The following is a 19872-nucleotide window of genomic DNA, read 5'->3' on the forward strand; positions in this document are numbered from 1 at the left end:
ATCGCGCTCTCGTCTTTCGTTTAGATATATCGAACTGCCGCTTAGATATATCGATATATCGAAACTGCAAGACCCCTTTCCTCGAAAACGCGAACCTCTAAGCTGGGCCGATGGATACGCTCGACGCCCGCTGGGCCATGCTGGAACCGCACACGACCGTCGTCGGTCCCGAGGACGACCTGCCGCGTCCGGCGGTGCTGCTGTTCCACGGTTGCGGCGGTCTGCGCGATCACCTGCCGCGCTACGCCGAGGCGGCCAAGGCGGCGGGCTGGCGCGCCTTCATCGTCGATTCCTACGGCCCGCGCGGCTGGAACCGGGCCTTCACCCTGACCACGGTCTGCACCGGACTGGTGCTGCGCGGCTATGAGCGGGCGGGCGACCTGCTGGCGGCGATCAAGGGCATCTCACAGCGTCCCGACGTCGATCCGACGATGCTGTCGCTGGCGGGCTGGAGCCACGGCGGCTGGTCGATCATGGAGATGATGAGCGAGGACCCGCAACCGGGCCGCATGGGCGTGGCCGACCCGGCGTCCTGTGACCTGTCGGGGGTCAAGGCGGTGTGGCTGGCCTACCCCTATGTCGGGACCTGGGCCTTCAACAAGATGAAGCCGTGGCGGCACTGCCCGCGCGTCCTGGCCATGACGGCCAGGCGCGACCACCTGACCACGGTGTCCAACGCCGAACGGGTCAACGCCATGATCCGCGACTGCGGCTCCGAGGTCGAAAGCTGGATCGCCGAGGGCACCCACGCCTTCGACGAGCCGACCAGCAACGGCCCCATGCGCCACCACCCCGAGCTGACGCTGGAGGCCCTGCGCCGCTTCACCGCCTTCCTCAGGGACGTCGCCCCCGAGGCCTAACCCAGACGGGCCGTGACCGTGATTTCGGACCGCACCGAATGGGCCATGTCGCAGTGCTCGTGCGCGGCGTGGTGCAGGGCGTCCAGTTCGGCCGGGTCCGGCTGGCGGCCTGTGAACGTCGTCACCGGCCTCAGGGCGACACGCGCCAGATAGCGCTTGCCCGCCTCGTTCTTGTCCAGCTCGCCGGAGGCCTCGTCCAGATAGCGGTCGACCACCAGACCCGCATTGGCGGCGAAGGCCAGGAACCACAGCATGTGACAGCTGGACAGAGAGGCGACCATGGCCTCCTCCGGGTCCACGCCCGCCGGGTCCGACATCGGCACGGGCACGCCCGAGGGGGCCGACGATCCGGGCACCACCGCCCCGCCGTCGAAGCGCCAGACGTGGGCGCGGCTGTATCGCTTGTCGACGAAAGCCTGGTCGCCCCGCGTCCATTCCACTGTTGCGCCGTGACCGCTCATGCCGCTCTCCTGTTCAGGTTTCCGCCGAGCTTAACATCCTCATCGCCATTTCGCTGCGCACCTCGAAACCCAGGGCGCGATATAGGGCGATGGCCCCGGCGTTGTCGGCGTAGGAATGCAGGAAGGCCGTCTCGCCGCGCGCCAGGATCTGTTCGATCACCGTCCGCATCAGGGCCCCCGCATAGCCGCGCCCGCGCGCGTCGGGGTGGGCGCAGACGCCCGAGACCTCGGTGAAGCCGTCGGGCTTCATCCGCTCGCCGGCCATGGCCATCAGCCGACCGTCCTGCTTGACCCCGAAGAAGCCGCCCAGCTGATGCGTCCGGTCGAAGAAGGGACCGGGCTCGGTCAGGGCGGCCAGCGCCCGCATGGCCGGAGCGTCGGCCTCGGTCAGGGGTTCGATCATGATGTCGCGCGCCTTGGCGGGCGTCAGCTCGACCAGCACCATCTGCGCCAGCGTCGCTTCCTTGAGCGCGACCAGACCCGGCGGCATGGGCGGGGCGACCGCCTCGACCGTGGCGATGATCCCCTCGGGGCGCTCCAGCACCGCCATGGCCGCCAGGCTCTCGGGCGACTGATCCACGCTGGCGGCGAAGACGCCGTAGCCGGGGGCGAAACGCAGCGCCCCGTCGGCGCCGACCGCCAGAGACGCCTGGCGCTCCGAGGTCAGCGCGCTCCAGACAGGACGGTCGAGCGGGTGGCTCACGGCCTCAGCCCCGCCAGAAGCCGACGATCTTCTTGACCTCGTCCACCACCGGCTGAGCTGTCTCGCGGGCGCGCTCGGCGCCGACGGCCAGGGCGCGGTCGATCTCGGCCGGGTCGGCCATCAGGCGGCGCATCTCGGCCGTGACCGGGGCCATCGACGTGACGGCCAGCTCGGCCAGCCTGGGCTTGAACGACCCAAAGCCCTGACCGCCGAACTCGGCCAGAACGGCCTCGCGCGTCGTGTCCGACAGGGCGGCGTAGATGGCCACCAGGTTCTTGGCCTCAGGCCGCCCGTCCAGACCCTCGACCGTGTCGGGCAGAACATCCATGTCCGACTTGGCCTTCTTGATCTTGGCCGCGATGGTGTCGGCGTCGTCGGTCAGGTTGATGCGCGACAGGTCCGACGGATCGGACTTCGACATCTTGGCCGCGCCGTCGCGCAAGGACATGACGCGCGTGCCCGGCCCCTGGATCAGCGGCTCCGGCTGGGGGAAGAAGCCGGGAACCCCGAAGTCGTTGTTGAACTTGGCGGCGATGTCGCGGGTCAGTTCCAGATGCTGCTTCTGGTCCTCGCCGACCGGCACCTCGGTCGCCTTGTAGAGCAGGATGTCCGCCGCCTGCAGCACCGGATAGGTGTAGAGGCCGACGCTGGAGCGTTCCTTGTGCTTGCCCGACTTCTCCTTGAACTGGGTCATCCGGTCCAGCCAGCCGAGGCGGGCGACGCAGTTGAAGATCCAGGCCAGTTCGGCGTGGGCCGGCACCGCCGACTGCGGGAAGATGGTCGCCTTGGCCGGGTCCAGCCCCGCCGCCAGATAGGCCGCCGCGATCTCGCGCGTCTGGGCCGCCAGCTTCTCGGGCTCCTGCCAGACGGTGATGGCGTGCATGTCGGCGACGAAGACGAACAGGGGCGCGCCGGTGTCCTGAAGTTCGGTGAAGCGCTTCAGGGCGCCCAGATAGTTGCCCAGGTGCAGGGCGCCGGAAGCCTGGATGCCGGACAGGATGCGGCGCGGACCTGCATAAGCCGGAGCGACGGGGGCCGGGGTCTGGTCAGTCATGAAATTTTCTCGGGAAGCGTAAAGGCTGGAATTCGGCGCACGCGCAGGCGTGCGGGATCAGGCGGTGAACAGTCAGCCGCGCCATCGCCGGGCGATAAAGGGGTGTCCCGAATAAGCCATGCCCTCGCGCTTATCGCCTCGGGGCGCGAAGGGCAAGCTTACCGCCCCTTGCGGATCAGCCCCTTGATCTCGCCCACGGTGATCGCGCGGGTGGCGAAGGCGAGAACGACATAGGTCAGACCCCCCGCCGCCACGACGGCCAGAAGGGTCAGCTCCTTGGCGCCGTGGTCCGCGCCGAGCGCGCCCAGCAAGGCTTCGACCGGGGCCTGCAGCAGGGGCCGCGCCCAGGAGGCGAGGCCGACCACCAAACCCAGACCGACGCTGGCTAGAAGGATACGAACCAAACGCGAGGCCGCCGCCGGGCTGGGCCGATAATGCCCCCGCCGCCACAGGGTCGCGCCCAGCAGCAGGGCGTTGGTCCAGGCCGCCGCGCTGACCGCCGCCGCGATGCCGGAAATCCCCATCTTCAAGCCGAACATCAGGGCGAAGGCCAGGGCGGCGTTCACAGCCACAGAGATCAGAGAGAAGGCCATGGGCCGCCGCGTGTCGCCGCGCGCGAAGAAGGCCGGGGCCAGGACGCGGATCAGGACGAAGGCCGGCACGCCCCAGCCGAACTGGAACAGGGCCTGGGCCGTGTTGACGGCGTCGATCTGAAGGAATGCGCCGCGCGTGAACAGGGCGTCGATCAGGAAATAGGGCATGGCCATCAGGGCTGCCGCCGCCGGCAGGGTCAGGGCCATGGACAGGGCCACGGCCTCGTCCATCGAGGCCTGCTGCTGGCTGTGATCCTGCGACGCCACCGCCGCCGATAACTTGGGCAGCAGGGCGATGCCGATGGCGACCCCGACCAGACCCAGCGGCAGCTGATACAGCCGGTCCGCCGTGGCCAGCCAGGTCCGACCGCCGGCGACGAAGCTGGACAGGTTGCCCGAGATGAAGACGTTGATCTGGGTCGCGCTATTGCCGATGGCGGCGGGGACGGCGGTGATGATGATGGCCTTCACCGCCGGGGTCAGCCTGGGCATCGTCAGGCGGATATTGGCGCCGGCCTTCCTCGCCGCCCACCAGCACAGGCCCGCCTGGGCCACGCCCGCGACCAGCACCGCCCACGAGGCGGCGTAGGCGGCGCCGATCTGATCGCCTTGGGCCGGGATGACGGCGGCCAGCATGATCAGGTTCAGCAGGATGGGATAGGCGCCCGAGACGATGAAGCGCCCGCGCGCGTTCAGCACCCCGCTCAACAAGGCCGCGACGGCCATGCAGGGCAGGTAGGGCATGGTGATCTGGGTCAGGATCACGGCCAGCTTGAAGCGGGCCGGATCGTCCAGGAAGCCTATGTTGATGACGGTCATCAGCCACGGCATGGTCAGCTGGGCCAGGATGGTCAGGACCACCGTCACGGCGGCGACGGCGGCCAGAGCGTCGGTGGCGACCTGATCGGCCACGGCCTGCCCTTCCGTCTTCAGCGTCTTGGCGTAGGCCGGCACGAAGGCGGCGGCGAAAGCCCCTTCGGCGAAGATACGGCGGAACAGGTTGGGGAAGTTCAGGGCGGTGTTGTAGGCGTCCGCCGCCGGTCCCGCCGAGGCTCCCAGCGCCGCCGAGATCACCACGTCGCGCGCGAACCCGGCCAGACGGCTGAGCAGGGTCATGGCGCTGAAGATGGCCGAGGAGCGCATGACGCCCCCGCCCCTGGGGGCCTTGCCGTCAAGGGTCGTCGAGGCGGCGGGCGGCTGAACGATCGGCTCCACCGTAGCACTCGCTGATGAAACCGGGGCCGCCGGCTCGATGGGATCGGTCTTGTCGTTCACGGCTGTTCCTGCGCTCGCCCGACCATCGCCTTAGCGCGCCCGCGACCCGCTGGATACCGGCTTGCGCCCGACCTCGCCTTCCAGATCGGAGACGTCGCGCACGCTGGCGCGCACCGGCACGATGCGGCGCCCCGCCGGACCCTGCGGCGCGCGGTCCAGAACCGCGATCAGCGCGGTCTTCAGGGCCGCCAGCCTGGCCGCGTCGCTCGGCTTACGACCGTCGGCGTCGGTGATGTAGAAGCCGTCCACCGCCCGCTCGCCGAAGCTGGCCACGTGAGCCGAGCGGGTCGAATAGCCATGCTCTGAAATCGTCCGCGCCAGATCGGCCAGCAGGCCGGGCCGGTCGGCGCCCGAGACCTCGACCACCACGGCGCTGGTTCCGGCCTCCATGTCGATGCGGACCACCGGGCGGACCTCGAACACGGCGCGGCGCGCACTGACGCGCGGCGTCTCGACCGCCGAGGCCCGCGCGCCCTTCTGCGCCGCCCGCTCCAGCGCCTTGACCAGGATGGCCAGCCGACGCGGTTCGCGCCGGCCATAGGCCTCGCCCGCTCCGTCCTGAAGCTCGAACACGTCCAGCGCCGTGCCGTCCTCGGCGGTGGCCAGGCGCGCCCCGACCACGTCGGCCCCCGCCAGCGCCAGGGTCGCGGCCAGGTCGGCGAACAGGCCGGGCCGGTCCACTGCCGCCACAGCCACCCGCGCCGTGGATTCCAGCAAGGTTTCCGGCGGCAGGGCCTCCACCGCCGCCCCTTCGCGCCGGGCGCGCTCGACCAGGGCCGGGTGGTCGATCAACGGGTCTTCTCGCGTCACCGCGTCGCCCCGGAACAGGGCCTCCGTCGCCTCGAACAGGGCGCGCATCAGCTGGCCCTTCCAGCCGTTCCACACCCCCGGCCCCACGGCGCGGATGTCGGCCACGGTCAGGACCATCAGCATCCGCAGACGCTCGGGATCGCCCACAGCTTCCGCAAAGGCCCGCACCGTCGAGGGGTCGGACACGTCGCGCTTCTGCGCATAGTCGCTCATCAGCAGGTGATGGCGCACCAGCCAGACCACCAGCTCGATCCGACGCGGATCGACGCCCAGCCGTTCGCAGGCCCGGCGCGCGGCGATGGCCCCGTCCTCCAGCTGCCCCCGGTCGCCGCCCTTGCCCACGTCGTGCAGCAGCATGGCCAGCATCAGCACCTCGATGTCGGCGATGCGGGGGATGATGGCGGTCGAGGCCGGGTGTTCGGCCTCCAGCTTGCCGCGCGCGATGTCGTTGATGACGCCCACGGCCTGCAGCGTGTGCTCGTCCACCGTATAGGCGTGATACATGTTGAACTGGGTCTGGCCGACGATCCGGCCCCATTCGGGCAGGAACCGGCCCAGCAAGCCAGTCTCGTTCATGATCGACAGGACGCGATAGGGCCGCTGGCCATGGGCCAGCACCGTCAGCAGGGCCTCGGCCGCACGCGGGTCGCGCCGCAGGGCCGGCGTCACCAGCGACAGGGCGCGGATCACGGCGGCGAAGGCGTCCGGGTGCAGGTCCAGATCCAGCCGGTCGGCCTCGACGAACAGCAGCAGCAGCCGCACCGGATCATGGGCGAAGACCCCGCCCCCCGTCACCGTCAGACGCCCGCCCTCAACCGCCAGACCGTCAAAGGCCAGCTTGACCCGTCGCCGGGGGATCAGCCGCGACAGGCCGCGCGCCAACCCTTGCGCCTTCTTCTGCTGGCGCGCCTCTAACTGGGCTGAGACGGCGCGGGTCAGGGCCCCGACTTCGCGCGCGACCTGGAAATAGCGGCGCATGAAGCGTTCGACCGCCAGTTCGTCGCCGCGCCCGCGCCAGCCCATGCGCCGGGCGATCTCGGGCTGATAGTCGAAGGTCAGCTTCTCTTCCGCCCGCCCCGCCGCCAGATGCAGATGGATGCGCACGCTCCACAGAAAGCCGATGGCCTCGCGGAAGCTGCGCAGCTCGCGCGCGCTCAGCAGGCCCTCCAGCGCCGCCTGTCCCCGTTCGCTGTCCGGCGCCAGCGACCGGGCGATCCAGAACAGGGTGTTCAGGTCGCGAAGCCCGCCCTTGCCGTCCTTGATGTTGGGCTCGACGCGATAACGCACCGCGCCTGTTTTTTGCAGGCGAACGTCGCGCTCCTCCATCTTGGCGGCGATGAAGGGGCGGGGATCGGCCTTGGCGACCTCGGCGCGAAACCGCCGCAGCAGGTTCTCGCCAAGGGCTGCGTCGCCGGCCAGCACCCGCGCTTCCAGCAGGGTGGTGCGCACCGTCATGTCGTCGCGCGCCAGCGCCAGGGCTTCCCCGACCGAACGCGAGGCCGAACCGACCTTCAGCCCCAGATCCCACAGGACGTAGTGGACGAATTCAATCACCGCCTCGGCGCGGGCGCTGGCGCTCTGGCCGGGCCGCAGAAACAGCAGGTCGAGATCGGAAAAGGGCGCCAGGACGCCGCGCCCATAGCCGCCGACCGCGAGCAGGCTCAGCCGGTCCTGCGGCGCCGGATGCAGGATCTCGGTCGCCACCCGCCACAGGCTGGCGAGCATGGCGTCGGCGGCGGCGGCGTAGAGCCGCGCCGCCTCGGCCCCGTCGATCCCGCCCTCCAGTCGCCGGGCCACGCGCGCGCGCTCGATGGCGAAGCTCTCGCGCAGAACGGCGGTGACGGCGGCGCGCGCATCGGACGCCGAGACGGCCTCGACCAGACGCGGATCAAGAGGGGCTGAAGGGGTCACGTCCACAGTCATAACACGCCCCTTCCTTTTCGCTCATCCCGGCTTCCGCCGGATGAGCGGACTTCAGGCCTTCGCCAAATTCTTCAGCCGATACAGCGCCTCGAGCGCCTCGCGCGGGGTCAGTTCGTCGGGGTCGATGGCCGCGACTGCGTCATCGAGCGCCGAGCTCATAGGCGTCGGCGCCGGCTCGGCCACGGCGGCGAACAGGGGCAGGTCGTCCAGACGCGCCGCCGCCGCCTTCTCGCTCTCCAGCCGCTCCAGCACCTCGCGGGCGCGGCCCACGACGGCGCTCGGCACCCCCGCCAGCTTGGCCACCTGCACCCCGTAAGAGCGGTCCGCCGCGCCGGGCGCCGCCTCGTGCAGGAAGACCAGATCGCCGTTCCACTCGCGCGCCTTCATCGACAGGTTGCAGACGTGGTCCAGCCGTTCCTCCAGCCGCGCCAGCTCGTGATAGTGGGTGGCGAACAGGGTGCGGGCGCGATTGGTCTCATGCAGGGCCTCGGCCGTGGCCCAGGCGATGGCCAGGCCGTCATAGGTGGCCGTGCCGCGCCCGATCTCGTCCAGCACGACAAAGCTGTGCGGCGTGGCCTGGGTCAGGATGGCGGCGGTCTCGACCATCTCCATCATGAAGGTGGAGCGGCCGCGCGCCAGATCGTCACCGGCGCCGACCCGGCTGAACAGACGATCCACCACGCCCAGCCGCATGGCGCGGGCCGGCACAAAGGCCCCGGCCTGGGCCAGGACCACCAGCAGGGCATTCTGGCGCAGGAAGGTCGACTTACCGGCCATGTTGGGACCCGTGACGATCGACAGCCGCGACACGCCCTGACCATCCCCGGCCAGGCGGCAGTTGTTGGGGGTATAGGGATCGCCCTGCGCCGTCACCGCCGCCTCGACCACCGGATGCCGCCCGGCCTCGACGTCGAAGCACAGGCTGTCGTCCACCACAGGGCGTACGGCGCCGACCTCTTCGGCCCATTCGGCCAGGGCGGCATGGGCGTCCAGCTCGGCCAGGGCCTCGGCCAGGCCCTGCAGCGGCCCAGCCAGCCGCGCCACTTCGCGCCGCCAGGCCTCGAACGTCTCGCCCTCCATGGCCAGGGCGCGATGCCCGGCCTGGCTGATCTTGGCGTCCAGTTCCGACAGCTCGACCGTGGTGAAGCGCACCTGATTGGCCAGGGTCTGACGGTGGATGAAGGGGCTGTCCGGTCCCGCGCGCAGCAGGCCCTCGGCGGCTTTCGCGGAGGCTTCGAGGAAATAGCCCAGCACGGCGTTGTGGCGCACCTTGAAGGCCACGCCGCTCTCGGCCACGGCGCGGGCCTCAAGATCCGCGACCACCCGGCGGCTGTCGTCGCGCAGGGTGCGGGCGGCGTCCAGTTCGGGCCTGTGGCCGGGGTTCACGAAGCCGCCGTCGCGCGCCAGATGCGGCGGCTCCTCGATCAGGCCGTCGCCCAGATCAGCCAGCAGATGCGACAGCTCGGCGTCCAGCGTCAGCCGGTCGAGACAGGCCAGCACCCGCGCGGGCGGCCCCGCCAGAGGATCGCGCGTCGCGGCGGCGAACAGCCCGGCCAGTCCCTGCGCCGTCGTCAGCCCCGAACGGATCGCCGCCAGGTCGCGTGGTCCGCCGCGCCCCAGCGCCAGCCGCGACGTCGCCCGCGCCACATCGGCCGAGGAGCGCAGGCCGTCTCTCAGATCGCGGCGCAGATCGCGCCGCTCCAGCAGCCACTCGACCGCATCCAGCCCGGCGTTGATCGCCGTCGGATCGCGCAGGGGCCGCGAGATGCGTTCCGCCAGCGCCCGCGCCCCGCCAGACGTCACGCTGCGGTCGATGCAGTGCAGCAGGCTTCCGTCGCGCTCGCCCCGCTGCGTCCGGTCGATCTCAAGGCTCAACCGCGTCGCCGGGTCGATGGCCAGAAAACCGCTCTCGCCCGAACGGCGCGGCGGGGCCAGGGCGGGGATCTTGCCGGCCTGGGTCGTCTCCAGATAGGCGGCGATCAGGCCGAGCGCCGAGACCTCGGCCTCCTCGAAGGCGCCGAAACCGTCGAGCGCCGAAACCCCATAGAGGCGCTGCACCCGGTCACGCGCGCCGACCGGCTCGGCCAGGGCCTGGGGCATGGCCTGAACCACCCCGCCGGAGCCGTCCAGCGCGCCTTTCAGCGTCTCGTCCGAGAACAGGCGGTCCGGCACCAGCACCTCCGACGGCCGGAACGCCGCCAGCGCCGCGCCCAGATCGCCGAGGTCGCAGGCCACCGAGTCCACCGCCCCCGCCGACAGTTCGACCACGGCCACGGCGGCCCGGCCCTTGCGGATCGCCACGGCGGCCAGACGATTGGCCCCGCGCGCGTCCAGCAGGCTGTCTTCGGTCAGGGTGCCGGGCGTCACCACCCGCACCACCCCGCGATGCACCACCGCCTTGTGACCGCGCTTCTTGGCCTCGGCGGGAGCTTCCAACTGCTCGCAGATGGCGACCTTGAAGCCCATGCGGATCAGCCGCGCCAGATAGCCGTCCAGTGCATGGACCGGCACCCCGGCCATGGGAATGTCCTCGCCGTGATGCTTGCCGCGCTTGGTCAGGGTGATGCCCAGGGCCGCCGCCGCCTTCACCGCGTCGTCGAAGAAGAGCTCGTAGAAGTCGCCCATGCGGAAGAACAGGATGGCGTCCGGCTGATCGGCCTTGGCCGCCAGGAATTGCGCCATGACCGGCGTCGTGCCCGAATCCGCCTTGGCGTCGGGCTTCAGATCAGCTTGCGGAGGATGGGCGATGGGCGCGTTCATTGTCCGTCAGGGTGACGGATCGCACCCTTCGCCTCAAGCGGGATCGGCGGCGATCATGCACAGGCGGGCGCGCAAGACCGCCGCGCCTGTGGATCAGGCGGCGTTGCTGACGTGCAGGCGCAGGCGAGAGGCGACGGCGGCGGGGGCCTCGTCCAGGGCCAGGGCGTCCCAGTCGATGTCCGGCTTGGCCGCGTGCGAGGCGGCGACGATGGCGCGCAGTTCGGCGGCCGAGGCCACGCTGGCGATCACCGAGGCCACGCCGGGCAGGTTCAGGGCATAGGCCAGGGCCGCCTGCATCGGATCGACCCGCGCCTCGGCCAGACGGCGGCGCGTGCGAGACAGGGCCATGCCGTGGGCCGCCATTTCGGGCGGCAGGCTGTCGCGGTTGGCGAACAGCAGGCCTTGGGCGAAGACCGAGGCCAGATGGACCTCGACGCCCTGTCCGGCCAGGGCCTCGATGACTCCGCTGCGCGCCGCGCGCTGGTCCAGGATGTTACAGGCGACCTGCACCACGTCGGGCTGGAAGCGGCGGGCGATCAGGGCCGGACCGTCTTCGACGGTGGCGACGAAGCCGATCTTGCGGAAGATCCCCCGCTCTTTCAGCGCCTGCAACCGGCCCCACAGGGCGCGGCCCTCGGCTCCGGCCAGATCGGCGGCGTTCTGCACCAGGACGGCGTCGCCGCGCGGCAGGCCCATGCGCTCCAGCGAACGCCGGGCGCGGGCCTCGACCCGGTCCAGACCGTCGGCCAGGGGCACGGTGCGCGCGGTGATGCGGAAGGGCGAGGGGAAGGGCCAGGCCTGACCCAGCAGACGCTCGACGTCGCCCTCGGGCCGGGTCGCGACCAGACCGACGCCCGCGTCGCCCGCCGTTTGCAGCAGATGGCGCATGGCGTCCTCCCGCTGGCCGGGAGGCAGCGGTCGGGACCGTTCGGGCTCAGTCACCACAGCGATGGCGAGCCGGTCGGCTGGAGAGGGCGGGACGGCGAATCTCACGACGCCGATATTCCGCGCCAAAGCTTAAGGGAGATTGACTGAAATCAATGCCGTTGGTGAACGAACAGGCTTAATCCGCATCCGGCTGATTATCAGGATGCGCCGCGATGAAGGCCGGATGCAGGTCCGCCCGCATCTCGATCTCCATCAGACGCGGAAATGCGGTCAGATCGACGTTGAACCGCCGCGCCGAATAAATTTGCGGGATCAGGTAGCATTCCGCGAAGGTCGGGGCGCCGCCGAAGCACCAGCCCTCGCCGTGACGCACGACCAGGGCCTCCAGCGCCGCAAAGCCGTCCGTAATCCAGCGCCCGGCCCAGGCGTCCACCCCCGCCTGATCGGCGCCGAGATCGCGCACCGCCTTCAGCACCCGCAGATTGTTCAGCGGATGAATGTCGCAGCCGATCAGGGCCGCCATGGCGCGCACCACGGCCCGGTCAGCGGCGCTGGACGGCAGCAGGGCGGGGGTCGGATGGGCCTCCTCCAGCCACTCCAGAATGGCCGGGCTCTGGGTCAGGACCAGACCGTCGCCGGTCTCCAGCGCCGGGACCAGGCCCTGCGGATTCAGCGCCAGAAAGGCGTCGGACTTCTGCGCCCCGGTGCGCAGATCGACCGGCGCCGTCTGATAGGTCAGCCCCTTCAGATTCAGGGCGATGCGGGTGCGATAGCTGGTGCCCGAGCGCCAGTAGCCGTGCAGGATCATGGCTGCACCGTGAAGCTGAGCGGGGCCAGACCGTCGATGGTCGCCTCGACCCGGTCGCCGGGAACCAGAGGCCCGACGCCCTCGGGCGTGCCGGTGAAGATCAGGTCGCCGGGCTGCACGGTCCACAGCGCGTTCGCCTGGGCCAGAATGCCGGCCGGGTCCCAGATCATGTCGGACAGACGTCCCGATTGGCGCGTCTCGCCGTTGACCTTCAGTTCGATGACGGCGTCGGGGTCAGGCAGGACGCCCAGCGTCAGGGCGCCGCAGGGCGCCGACTGGTCAAACGCCTTGCCGGCCTCCCACGGTCGCCCCTTGGCCTTGGCTTCCGATTGCAGATCGCGCCGCGTCAGATCGACGCCGACGGCCCAACCGACGATAGCGCCGCCCTCGCCCACGGCGACGACCAGTTCGACCTCATGATGCAGGTTGGCCGTGGCCGACGGATAGGCCGGATCGGCGCCGTCCACGACCAGGGCGTCGGCGGGCTTGGAAAAGAAGAAGGGCGCGGGCTTGTTCGGATCGGCGCCCATTTCGCGAGCATGGGCGGCGTAGTTCTGGCCGACGCACAGGACGCGGCGAACGGGAAAACGACGCGCTTCGCCGACGATGGGCAGGGAAGGCGTCGGCGCGGGAGGGAACAGCCATTGGGTCATGACGTTGTTCTAGGACGACGCCCTGTCCGAAGCCAGAACACGGCGTGCGCCGCGACCGATCCGTGCTGCCTTGCAGGAACCTTGGTCGTCGGTGTGGCGTTCGGGGCGGGGGTTCTCTATTTAATCGTCAAGCTTTCAAACGCAGCGGAGCGCGCATCATGGCCACCACCAAGGCTCGGGAAGACATCAAGAACGACCTGAAGACCCTCAAGGAGGATCTGAAGACCGGCGCGCGCGAGGAAACGCAGCGCCTGAAGGAAAAGGCCGCCGAAGCCGAAGCCCGCCTGCGCGAGCAGGGCGAGGAACTGCGCGAAAAGGCCCGCGGCTACTACGACGAGGCCCGCGTGCGCGGCCGTGAATATTACGACGACGCCGCCGAGCGCTTCGAAGAAGCCCAGCGCTACGTCGTCGAGCGCGTGCAGGAACGTCCGGTGCAGTCCACCGCCATTGCTCTGGGCGTCGGCTTCGTGCTGGGCCTGCTCATCGCCGGTCGTCGCCGCTGATGTTCGGGCGGGGGCTCGTCAATCGCGCGGTCGCGACCTTCGTCGCCGCCGGCGCGGGTTTCGTGGCCATGGTCGCCCTGGGGGCCACGGTCTATTATCTGCTGGCTCTGGTCGTCGTGCCTCTGGCGGCGGCGGCCATCACCTCGGCCCTCTTCGCGCTGATCGCCCTGATCATCGCCCTGGTCTTCGTGCGCCGGGCGCAGGGCGAAGAGGACGAAGAGGACTATGAGCCGGAAGGCCTGGGCATGCGCGCCCTGCACCTGTTCCAGCAGCGCCCCGTGCTCGGCACGGTCGCGGCCCTGGCCGGCGGCTGGATCTTTCTGCGCAATCCAGCCCTGGCGACCATGGTGGCGGCGGCCTTTACTGAAAAAAGCCGTCCGCGCCGTCGATAAAAAGAACGGAACGGCCAAGCCTCCGGGGCGTTGTTAAGTCAGGCGGAACGATCGACGGGAGGGGTCGATGGTTTTGCTCTCGTCAACAACGTTTCGGAGGGTCGTCCATGCTTCGCTGGGCCATCATTTTCTTTATCGTCGCCTTGGTCGCTGCTGTTCTCGGCTTCGGCGGTATCTCGGGCATGTCGTTCGAAATCGCGAAATTCATCGCCATCATCGCCGTCATCCTGTTCGTGGTTTCGCTGGTCGTCGGCGGGATGCGCGGTCGCGGACCGCGAATCTGACGCAGCCTTTCGGTTGCACAGGAAAAGGCCCCGGTTATCGCCGGGGCCTTTTTCGTGCTTGGCCTTCAGGTGTCGGCGGCTTCCATCTCGCCTGGCGTGGCGGGATCGGGCGCCGTCTCGGCCCGGCGCGTGTCCTGACGACGCGGCAGACGCCAGGTCTGATGATCCTCAAACCTCTGCCCGGTCCAGGCCACCGCCGTCACCACGATCTCGTGCGCATCCCAGTCGATGCGGTTGAAGCTCGGCGGCGCCCCGCGCTCACGGTGCGACAGGGTCCCGCAGCCGATGGCGTAGGAACAGCGATCCGACAGGTCGATGCCCAGCGCGAACGGCACATGGACATGGCCGGTGGTGATCAGGTCCACCCCGGCCTCGGCGAAGATCAGCGCCGCCTTGTCGCCGCGCTTGACCTCGCCGGTCATCGGCGCGCCGATCATCTCGATCAGCGGGTGGTGACAGGCCAGGATGCGCAGCGCCCCGATCGGCGCATGGCGCAGGGCCTCGGCGGCGCGCCGGGTCTGGTCCAGGTCGATGACCCCCTTTGACCAGTTGGGCCGCGCCTGCCATCCCCGCGCCGTGGTCACGCCGCGCACCATCAGATTGTCCCGGCGGAACTCATGGTCGTGGGCCGGGTGGCCGGTCGCCCGCTCGAAGGCCCGCCACGGCCAGAACAGCCGCGCCATCACGTCCCAATAGGGCACGTCGTGATTGCCCACGGTGACGAAGACCGGCTGCGGCATGGCCCGGATCCATTCGCCCGCCGCCGCGAACTCTGCGGGAAAGCCCTGCTGGGTGATGTCGCCGGTGATCAGCACCAGGTCGTGCGGCGTCGCGTGGGCGTAGTCGAGCGCGGCGGCGACGGCGTGAACATGCTCGCAACCGAAATGCACGTCCGAGAACTGGAGCACCCGCCCCATCAGAGGCTGTCTTCCGCCGCCGGGGGCAGGGGGACCAGGGCCATGAAGGCCCGAGGCAAGAAGCCGATGCTGGCGTTGCGCCCCAGTAGCATGGGCTCGCCGTCGATCACCGCCGGGATTTTCGAGCGGGCGGAAACCGTGATCCAGCGCGCCGCCTGTGTGGTCACATTGGGATCATGACGCCAGTCGTCGAACAGGGCGTGGGCCGCCAGTCTGAAGGCCTGGGCCGCATCGGCGGTGTTCATCGCGGCGGCTTCCAGACCCACGGGCTCGTCCATGGCCTTGGAAATCATCGGACTGATCAACACCAGGGCCTCGGCCCGACGCTTGGCCCCGCCGTCCAGGCTGAAGCGGATATGGCCGCTGAAGGCGCGGTTCAACGCCCGGCGGCTATAGAGCCACGCCAGCTTCAGCTTGCCGGTGCGCATCGCCTCGCGCGCCGGCGCCCACAGTGCGGGCGCCCCCAGGATGGCCGCGCAATAGAAGGCCTCGCCCTCGACCACCCCGCCCGATACGGCCTGCGGCGCGCCCTCTTCCAGCGCGCGTTTGAGCGCCAGCTTCCAGTCGCCTGTGCCGTACAGGGCCTTGGGCAGCATGTTCATGGTCCCGCCCGGCAGGGGCGCGATCAGCGGTCCCTTGGCGCCCGCTCGGGTCGCCACCGACCGCGCGGTGCCGTCGCCGGCCAGGACGAACAGCACGTCCGGCTTGGACGCCAGGGCTTCACCGATCTGATCCTTGATCCGGGGGCCTTCCAGCGTGACGACGGTCGCCTCGAGCGGATAGGTCGACAGAATGGCTTCGGCCTCGGCGGCGGCCTGGGGCCCGACGCCGCCGGACAGCGGATTGACCAGAATCGTCACCCTCTTCATTGCGACATGAGGGCTGAGGCGTGGCGTTGCAGAAGGCTCGGCAGGCGCGGTGGCGTCGGTCATGGGCGGCGAACGCCTCGTTTCACGGCCCGGTTCCGTCCAACCCGGGCTCTTCGAACAAAATAATGCAAAGCTTGGTCCTTGGCCTCGGAACCGTCGCCTTTGCCCTGCGTTCTGTGGACTTCAGGGGAGCCCCCTCGGGATGAAGGACAGATCCATGAACAAGGCGATTATCGCCATCGCCGGCGCCGGCCTTCTGGTCACCGCCTGCGCCAGTGACCCGTACTACGGCGGCGGCAACAACGACCAGGCCGTGCGCCAAGGCGCCATCGGCGCCGGCATCGGCGCGGTCGCCGGCGCCATCATCGGCAACAACGTCGGCGGCGGCAATGCCGCCACCGGCGCCGCCATCGGCGCTCTCGCCGGCGGCGCTGCGGGCGCCATCCGCGGCTCCAACTCGGACCGCAACAACCAGCAGCGTTACCGCGACAACCAAGGCCGTTATTACTACTGCTACGATAACCGCCAGACCGAGTGTTACTGGGAGAACGGCCAGCGCCGCTACTAAGGCGACTGGCGCCCGGAGGTTTTTCGGGTCAGGTTCAAGGGGCGGTCCGTTAGCGCGGGCCGCCCTTTTTTCTTGCTGCGTCTGTTTTTGCGCCCGGGGCTGGGCGTTGTTCTGAGGGCTGAATAATGAAAACGATCCTCCCTGTTGTCGCCGCTGGACTGACCCTGACGCTGCTGGCCGGCTGCGCCGCACCCGGCGTCTACAAGACGCGCAGCGATCTCGTCAGCAATCCCGCCGCCTGCGGCGCCAAGCGGTTCGAGGTCTATTTCGATCAGGACCAGGCCCGCCTGACCAACGCCGCGCGCGAGGCCATCAGCCTGACCGCCACCCAGCTTCAGGGCTGCGACGTCACCAAGGTTCAGGTCCTGGGCCTGGCCGACGCCCGCAGCGGCACGGCGGCGGCCAATCAGACCCTGTCTGAACAGCGCGCCCGTTCGGTGGCCGAGGCTCTGACCGTGGTCGGCCTGCCCGCCCCCGCCTTCGAAGTCACCGGCGCCGGCGCCGAGGGCGCCAAGGTCAATGGCGTCAACGACCCCTTGCGTCGCCGCACCGAGGTGGTGATCGAGGCTCAACCCCGGCGCTAACCCGTGAACGCGGAGACGAACTCGGTTCCCTTTTCTCCCCCTCGGGACAAGCTGGGCCGAGACCTTGATGCGGCCTGGGGTCGCGGGACGGTGGCTGTCAGGACGCGCGGCGGTTAAGGTCTCGGTCCGTTCTCAACCGCCTGGTCCTCCGCCCCTTGCGCCTGCTCGCCGCCCTCCTCGTCTGGCTGACCTTCGCCGCCTCGGCCGCTGCTGCGCCCTCCGCCCTGGACGAAGCCCTCAAGGCGGGCGCCGCCGGCCCGTCCGCCGGGCCGCAACGCACCGAGCGGATCGAGGCTGAACTGGTCCCGATGAGCGCCTGGGCCGCCCCCGGCTCGACCGCTATCGTCGCCGTACGCCAGAAGATTCAGCCCGGCTGGCACACCTATTGGCGCAACCAGGGGGATTCCGGCGGCCCCACCACCCTGGACTGGACCCTGCCTGCCGGGGTCAAGGCCGGCCAGATCGTCTGGCCCCTGCCCGAGCGTCAACGCCTGCAAGGCCTGATGAACTACGGCTATTCCGACGCCGTCTTCCTGCCTGTTCCCGTCGATATCCCCGCCGACGCTCGCCCCGGCCAGACGCTGCGGCTCAAGGTCGTCGCCCACGTCTTCGTCTGCAGCGACCAGATGTGCGTGCCCGAAGACCTCGATCTGGCTCTGGACCTCCAGGTTCAGGACGGCGCCGCCCCGCTGGACCCGCGCCATGGCGCGGCCATCCAGTCCGTCATCCAGTCGGCCCCGCGTCCCGCCGGGATCGAGGCCCGCGCCCAGTTCACGGACGGCCAGTTGACCCTGACCGCGACTGGCGGACCGCTTGCCGAGATCGGGACCGGCGCCGCGCCGACATGGGCCTATTTCTTCCCCTTCGAAGGCGGCGTCATCGACCACGCCGCCGTCCAGACCGGCCAGCGCGGCCCGGACGGCCTGACCCTGTCCGTCGCCGCCGGACGCGGCCTGTCCGCCGAGGGCCTGACGGGACCGATCGCCGGCGTCCTCGCCACCAACCTCGGCGCCTGGGAAATCTCCGCAACGCCCGGCCCGGCTCTGCCGGGCGCGACCGGCGCCGGCGCCCTAACCAGCGGCGAAACCCCGGCCCAGGCCCCGGTCGATCTGGCCGCCTTTGCTCAGGCCGCCCTGTTCGCCCTGCTCGGCGGCCTGATCCTCAACCTCATGCCCTGCGTCTTCCCGATTCTGGCGATGAAGGCGGCGGCGCTCAGCCGCTCGGCGCATCATCCCGGCGAGGCGCGCCGCGACGGCCTGGCCTTCCTGGTCGGCGTGCTGACGACCTTCCTGATCCTGGCCGGCGCGCTGCTGGCCCTGCGCGCCGGAGGTCAGGCCCTGGGCTGGGGCTTCCAGCTGCAGTCGCCGGGCGTGGTCGCCGGTCTGGCCCTGCTGATGCTGGCCGTGGCGTTGAATCTGTCGGGCGTCTTCCACATCGGCGCGGGCCTGCAAGGCGCCGGCTCGGGGCCGATGTCGCGTCTGCCCGGCGCGCTCGGCGCCTTCTTCACCGGGGTTCTGGCCGTGGTCGTGGCCGCGCCCTGCACCGCCCCCTTCATGGCCTTTGCGCTCGGCGCCGCCCTGCTGATGCCCTGGCCCATGGCCCTGGCGGTCTTCCTCATGCTGGGCTTCGGCCTGGCCCTGCCCTACGTCCTGATCAGCCTCAGTCCCCGCTTGCTGGCCCGCCTGCCGCGCCCCGGCCCGTGGATGGAGGGCCTCCGAAACCTTCTGGCCTTCCCCATGTACGGCGCCGCCCTGTGGCTGGTCTGGGTCTTCGCCCGCCAGACCGGCGGCGACGCCCTGGCGCTTCTGTTCGCCGCCGGCCTGATGCTGGCGCTGGGCCTGTGGCTGGCCGGGCGCTTCGAGGCCGCGCGCATCCTTGGCCAAGGCGGTCTTCTGCCGGGTCTCGCCGCGCTGGGCGTGCTGGTTCTGGCCCTCGGCCTCGCCGGGATCGCCGCCCGCAGCGCCCCGCGCGCGGGTCCCGCTTCAACCGAACCTTCCGGCCCCCTGGCCTCGCAACCCTGGTCGCCCGAGGCGGTGCAGACGGCCCTGGCCGAGGGCCGTCCGGTCCTGGTCAACTTCACCGCCGACTGGTGCGTCACCTGCAAGATCAACGAGAGCACGGCCCTGAGCTCGCGCCGCACCGCCGAGACGTTGAAGGCCCACGACGCCGTCTATCTGGTCGCCGACTGGACCCGCCGCGACGACGCCATCACCGCGGAACTGGAGCGCCACGGCCGCTCGGGCGTGCCGCTCTACCTCCTCTATACGCCCGGTCAGCCTGAGCCGCGCATCCTGCCGCAACTGCTGACCGAAGGCCTGATCATCGACGCCCTTGGCGCCGCGAAGGACTGAGCCAGCCGAGGCGTCTTGGGCGTTCCCCTCTCCGCTCCGCTGACGATAGGGGAGCGGGCCTCAAGTAGCCCGAAGGGCGATAGGCCTCCCTAAGAAAGCCTAAGCCTGCTGTCTTTCAGACAGCCGGCTTAGGCGGCGCGGTGATGACCTCGACGTTGTCGTTCAGCAGATAGGCCAGTTCTTCCAGCGCGACCTTGCGCTCGGCGGCGTTGGGGGCGGCTTCGACGGCGGCGACCTTCTTGAGCATGTCTTCCGAGATGCCGCGCAGGATGCATTTCAGGTCGTTATCCGTGCCGCGTTCCTTCAGCACCAGGTGGCCCTGAAGATCGCGCGCGGCCAGGTCCGCCGCCTGGGCCTTGAAGCCCGTGAAGGCGGCGCCGGTCAGGAAGCCCTCGGCCTCGGCCTCGCCCGAGGCGATCCAGCCGTCGACGATGACTTTCAGCGAGCCGGAGCGCGTCACCAGGTCGGCGAACAAGGGCTCGTGCGCCACCGAGACGGGGGCGTCGGCGGCGACCGGCGCCACGGCTGCGGCTTCGGCCACGGACGGATCGCTGAGCATCAGCACGGCGGCGAGGATAATTCCGCAGGACATGGGGCATCCCTTCACTGGGGGCCG

The 19872-nt window shown here is 70.1% G+C and carries 19 protein-coding genes; 7 read left to right on the forward strand and 12 right to left on the reverse strand.

The window, feature by feature from the left end; all coding sequences use genetic code 11:
- Positions 1 to 110: 110 nt before the first annotated feature.
- A complete protein-coding gene (locus tag DXK21_RS07180) occupies positions 111 to 860 on the forward strand; it encodes a dienelactone hydrolase family protein (RefSeq protein ID WP_114817101.1) in 750 nt (249 codons plus the stop codon).
- Here the strand turns inward: DXK21_RS07180 and DXK21_RS07185 are convergent.
- The 9 genes from DXK21_RS07185 to DXK21_RS07225 all read right to left on the reverse strand — a co-directional run bounded on the left by DXK21_RS07185 (position 857) and on the right by DXK21_RS07225 (position 12788).
- The gene (locus tag DXK21_RS07185) at positions 857 to 1321 is read right to left on the reverse strand and encodes an OsmC family protein (RefSeq protein WP_114817102.1); all 465 of its coding nucleotides are present in this window, start codon (positions 1319 to 1321) and stop codon (positions 857 to 859) included. The two genes, DXK21_RS07180 and DXK21_RS07185, sit on opposite strands and share 4 nt — an antisense overlap.
- 13 nt (positions 1322 to 1334) lie before the next feature.
- Entirely contained in the window at positions 1335 to 2024 is a 690-nt protein-coding gene (locus tag DXK21_RS07190; protein WP_114817103.1) for a GNAT family N-acetyltransferase, read from the reverse strand.
- 4 nt (positions 2025 to 2028) lie between these two features.
- A complete protein-coding gene (trpS, locus tag DXK21_RS07195) occupies positions 2029 to 3078 on the reverse strand; it encodes a tryptophan--tRNA ligase (RefSeq protein WP_114817104.1) in 1050 nt (349 codons plus the stop codon).
- Between the two features lie 158 nt (positions 3079 to 3236).
- On the reverse strand, positions 3237 to 4946 hold the full coding sequence (murJ, locus tag DXK21_RS07200) for a murein biosynthesis integral membrane protein MurJ (RefSeq protein WP_114817105.1): 1710 nt from the start codon (positions 4944 to 4946) through the stop codon (positions 3237 to 3239).
- A 30-nt stretch (positions 4947 to 4976) separates the two neighbouring features.
- Complete coding sequence (gene glnD / locus DXK21_RS07205; RefSeq protein ID WP_245945137.1) at positions 4977 to 7667, reverse strand: [protein-PII] uridylyltransferase; 2691 nt, start codon at positions 7665 to 7667, stop codon at positions 4977 to 4979.
- A 63-nt stretch (positions 7668 to 7730) separates the two neighbouring features.
- The gene (mutS, locus tag DXK21_RS07210; RefSeq protein WP_114817107.1) at positions 7731 to 10439 is read right to left on the reverse strand and encodes a DNA mismatch repair protein MutS; all 2709 of its coding nucleotides are present in this window, start codon (positions 10437 to 10439) and stop codon (positions 7731 to 7733) included.
- Positions 10440 to 10532: 93 nt separating this feature from the next.
- Positions 10533 to 11432, reverse strand: a complete 900-nt coding sequence (locus DXK21_RS07215) for an aldo/keto reductase (RefSeq protein ID WP_114817141.1) — start codon at positions 11430 to 11432, stop codon at positions 10533 to 10535.
- A 70-nt stretch (positions 11433 to 11502) separates the two neighbouring features.
- Positions 11503 to 12135, reverse strand: a complete 633-nt coding sequence (gene maiA / locus DXK21_RS07220) for a maleylacetoacetate isomerase (RefSeq protein ID WP_114817108.1) — start codon at positions 12133 to 12135, stop codon at positions 11503 to 11505.
- On the reverse strand, positions 12132 to 12788 hold the full coding sequence (locus DXK21_RS07225) for a fumarylacetoacetate hydrolase family protein (RefSeq protein WP_114817109.1): 657 nt from the start codon (positions 12786 to 12788) through the stop codon (positions 12132 to 12134). Before DXK21_RS07225 ends, maiA begins: the two co-directional genes overlap by 4 nt.
- A gap of 158 nt (positions 12789 to 12946) precedes the next feature.
- Between DXK21_RS07225 and DXK21_RS07230 the strand changes: the two genes are divergently transcribed.
- The 3 genes from DXK21_RS07230 to DXK21_RS07240 all read left to right on the forward strand — a co-directional run bounded on the left by DXK21_RS07230 (position 12947) and on the right by DXK21_RS07240 (position 13967).
- A complete protein-coding gene (locus tag DXK21_RS07230; protein ID WP_114817110.1) occupies positions 12947 to 13291 on the forward strand; it encodes an ElaB/YgaM/YqjD family protein in 345 nt (114 codons plus the stop codon).
- Entirely contained in the window at positions 13291 to 13683 is a 393-nt protein-coding gene (locus DXK21_RS07235) for a hypothetical protein (protein WP_114817111.1), read from the forward strand. Before DXK21_RS07230 ends, DXK21_RS07235 begins: the two co-directional genes overlap by 1 nt.
- A gap of 107 nt (positions 13684 to 13790) precedes the next feature.
- Positions 13791 to 13967, forward strand: a complete 177-nt coding sequence (locus DXK21_RS07240; protein WP_105562042.1) for a DUF1328 domain-containing protein — start codon at positions 13791 to 13793, stop codon at positions 13965 to 13967.
- Positions 13968 to 14032: 65 nt separating this feature from the next.
- On the opposite strand, the gene DXK21_RS07245 is transcribed toward DXK21_RS07240, so the two are convergent.
- Both DXK21_RS07245 and DXK21_RS07250 read right to left on the reverse strand, forming a co-directional pair.
- Entirely contained in the window at positions 14033 to 14884 is an 852-nt protein-coding gene (locus DXK21_RS07245) for a metallophosphoesterase family protein (RefSeq protein WP_114817112.1), read from the reverse strand.
- A complete protein-coding gene (locus DXK21_RS07250) occupies positions 14884 to 15816 on the reverse strand; it encodes a diacylglycerol/lipid kinase family protein (protein WP_114817113.1) in 933 nt (310 codons plus the stop codon). The genes DXK21_RS07245 and DXK21_RS07250 overlap by 1 nt, the downstream gene beginning before the upstream one ends.
- Before the next feature lie 154 nt (positions 15817 to 15970).
- Here DXK21_RS07250 and DXK21_RS07255 point away from each other — a divergent pair, with 154 nt between their 5' ends.
- The 3 genes from DXK21_RS07255 (at position 15971) to DXK21_RS07265 (ending at position 19256) form a co-directional block, all read left to right on the forward strand.
- Positions 15971 to 16321 carry a YMGG-like glycine zipper-containing protein gene (locus DXK21_RS07255; protein ID WP_114817114.1) on the forward strand — a complete coding sequence of 117 codons (351 nt, stop codon included), beginning with the start codon at positions 15971 to 15973 and terminating at the stop codon, positions 16319 to 16321.
- 125 nt (positions 16322 to 16446) lie between these two features.
- The gene (locus DXK21_RS07260; protein WP_114817115.1) at positions 16447 to 16905 is read left to right on the forward strand and encodes an OmpA family protein; all 459 of its coding nucleotides are present in this window, start codon (positions 16447 to 16449) and stop codon (positions 16903 to 16905) included.
- Positions 16906 to 17060: 155 nt separating this feature from the next.
- Entirely contained in the window at positions 17061 to 19256 is a 2196-nt protein-coding gene (locus DXK21_RS07265; protein WP_326969982.1) for a protein-disulfide reductase DsbD family protein, read from the forward strand.
- Positions 19257 to 19371: 115 nt separating this feature from the next.
- Here DXK21_RS07265 and DXK21_RS07270 read toward each other — a convergent pair whose 3' ends face one another.
- Complete coding sequence (locus DXK21_RS07270; protein ID WP_114817116.1) at positions 19372 to 19848, reverse strand: hypothetical protein; 477 nt, start codon at positions 19846 to 19848, stop codon at positions 19372 to 19374.
- Between the last annotated feature and the right edge of the window lie 24 nt (positions 19849 to 19872).

The organism is Brevundimonas bullata (assembly GCF_003350205.1).
In the GTDB taxonomy this organism is placed as follows: Bacteria; Pseudomonadota; Alphaproteobacteria; order Caulobacterales; family Caulobacteraceae; genus Brevundimonas; species Brevundimonas bullata.